This is a genomic window from uncultured Campylobacter sp., from assembly GCF_937890585.1.
In the GTDB taxonomy this organism is placed as follows: Bacteria; Campylobacterota; Campylobacteria; order Campylobacterales; family Campylobacteraceae; genus Campylobacter_A.
This window is the reverse complement of sequence record NZ_CALACG010000129.1, coordinates 1-2,038: the sequence shown is the minus strand read 5'-3', so window position 1 is coordinate 2,038 and position 2,038 is coordinate 1. Positions and strand designations below refer to the sequence as shown.

General features: G+C 37.1%; 2 protein-coding genes. Both read right to left on the bottom strand.

All coding sequences use genetic code 11. The annotated features are described in order from the left end of the window. Positions 1-316: 316 nt before the first annotated feature. Entirely contained in the window at positions 317-1,096 is a 780-nt protein-coding gene (locus tag Q0296_RS03720) for a MetQ/NlpA family ABC transporter substrate-binding protein (RefSeq protein WP_298036676.1), read from the bottom strand. A 76-nt stretch (positions 1,097-1,172) separates the two neighbouring features. Then, the gene (locus Q0296_RS03715; RefSeq protein WP_298036673.1) at positions 1,173-1,955 is read right to left on the bottom strand and encodes a MetQ/NlpA family ABC transporter substrate-binding protein; all 783 of its coding nucleotides are present in this window, start codon (positions 1,953-1,955) and stop codon (positions 1,173-1,175) included. Positions 1,956-2,038 lie beyond the last annotated feature (83 nt).

The window sequence follows — 2,038 nt, the reverse complement described above, 5'->3', positions numbered from 1 at the left end:
CATCTTATGATAATTCTTTCAGGCTGCTTTTTGATATTTATATACATATATGCAAAAGAATATTTTTATATTTTTTTATTGATAACGCCAATATTATTTTTTGTTTTTGCCATTAGAAGCATAAGTTTTATTTTATTTTATATGCCAACTTGTACCAAATTCTTCTCTGATTTCATTGATATGTTTGTTTATAGAGGCTTTAAATTTGATGTTCTTATATATCCATTTTTTATTGATTTTAATAATATTTTTGTATGACAAAGCAAATAAAAATTTAACTCAAAAAAGATAGATAGGGCGAAAGCTCGCCCCGTTTTTAAAATGCAGGTATAACCTCGCCTTTGTAGCGAGTGATGATGAAATTTTTAGTATCAGGGCTAAGCACCGCATCAACTAAAGCTTTGATCTTAGGATTATTCTCATTGCCAGCTCTTGTGACGATGATGTTTGCATAAGGGCTGTTGGCGTCTTCAAGTAAAAGTGCGTCTTTTGCCACGCTCATGCCAAGATCAAGGACGAAATTTGTACTAATAGCAGCGATATCCACATCATCAAGCGTTCTTGGGATCTGAGCACCTTCTAACTCGACAAATTGTAAATTCTTAGGATTTTTAGTTATGTCATTTACAGTTGCAACTTTTACGTTTTTATCGATCTCTATAAGACCAGCTTTTTCTAAAATTCTAAGCGCTCTGTTGCCATTTGACGGATCGTAAGCGATCGCCACTTTTGAGCCATCTTTTAGATCTTTTATGTTTTTTATCTTTTTAGAGTAAAAGCCAAGTGGCTCGACATGCACGCTCGCAACACTTACAAGATGCAGGCCTCTAGCCTTGTTTTGCTCCTCAAGATATGGCAAATGTTGAAAGAAATTTGCGTCTAAGCTGCCATCTTCTGTGGCGACATTTGGTATCGAATAGTCTGAAATTTCAGATATAACAAGGTCATAGCCCTTATCTTTTAGCTTTGGTTTTACAAATTCTAAAATTTCAGCGTGTGGCACAGGTGAGACGCCAACAGTGATAGTGTGGTCTTTGTCGGCTGCATGAAGGCTTAGAGCAACTAAAGATGCGGTTAAAAGTTTGATAAATTTCATTGTTTTTCCTTTTTTGATTTGATTTGAAGCGACGCTAAAAAGGTAAAAGCTTTTACGTCGCTTTTTATAAATTTAATTAAAACGCTGGGATGATAGCGCCGTTATACTTTGTCTCGATAAATTTCTTAACTTCTGGTGAGTTGATAGCTTTATCAAGCGCTTTTATCTTAGGGCTGTTCTCGTTGCCAGCTTTAACAACTACGTAATTTACGTATGGGCTATCTTTACCCTCGATCACAAGCGCGTCTTTTGTTGGATTTAAATTTGCATTTAGCGCGTAGTTTGTGTTGATAACTGCGATAGTAACGTCATCAAGCGTTCTTGGCACTTGAGCAGCCTCGATCTCTTCAAATTTAAGCTTTTTAGGGTTATCAACTATATCAAGCGGAGTTTTTAGCGGGTTGTCATTTAGCTTGATAAGTCCAGCGCTAGCTACGATGTCAAGTGCGCGGCTCTCGTTTGTTGGGTCATTTGGGATAGAGACCACTGCGCCATCTTTTAGATCTTTTATGTCTTTGATCTTTTTAGAGTAAACGCCCATTGGCTCGAGGTGCACGCCAACTGTTTTTACAAGGTGAGTGCCTTTGTTTTTGTTAAATTCTTCAAGATATGGGATGTGTTGAAAGAAGTTTGCGTCAAGGTCGCCGTCCTCTGTCGCAAGGTTTGGCGTGGTATAGTCGTTAAATTCTTTGATCTCAAGTGTGTAGCCATCTTTTGCCAAAATAGGCTTTACAACCTCTAAAATTTCAGCATGTGGGATAGGTGTAGCACCGACGATTATTGTTTTTGACTTGTCAGCAGCATTTGCGCTAACGCTAAGGCCTAGGGCAACTAAAGAGGTAAGAAGTAGTTTTTTCATTTGTTATCCTTTTTTAAAATTTGCCAAGCACCAAAAAGGATAAATTTAAGCTAGAAGGTTAAATTTCTTTTTAAGCGCTTAAG

What these genes read in the sequence shown, in the direction of transcription:
- Q0296_RS03720 (WP_298036676.1), bottom strand. Translation starts at nt 1,096, where the DNA reads ATGAAATTTATCAAACTTTTAACCGCATCTTTAGTTGCTCTAAGCCTT.
- Q0296_RS03715 (WP_298036673.1), bottom strand. Translation starts at nt 1,955, where the DNA reads ATGAAAAAACTACTTCTTACCTCTTTAGTTGCCCTAGGCCTTAGCGTT.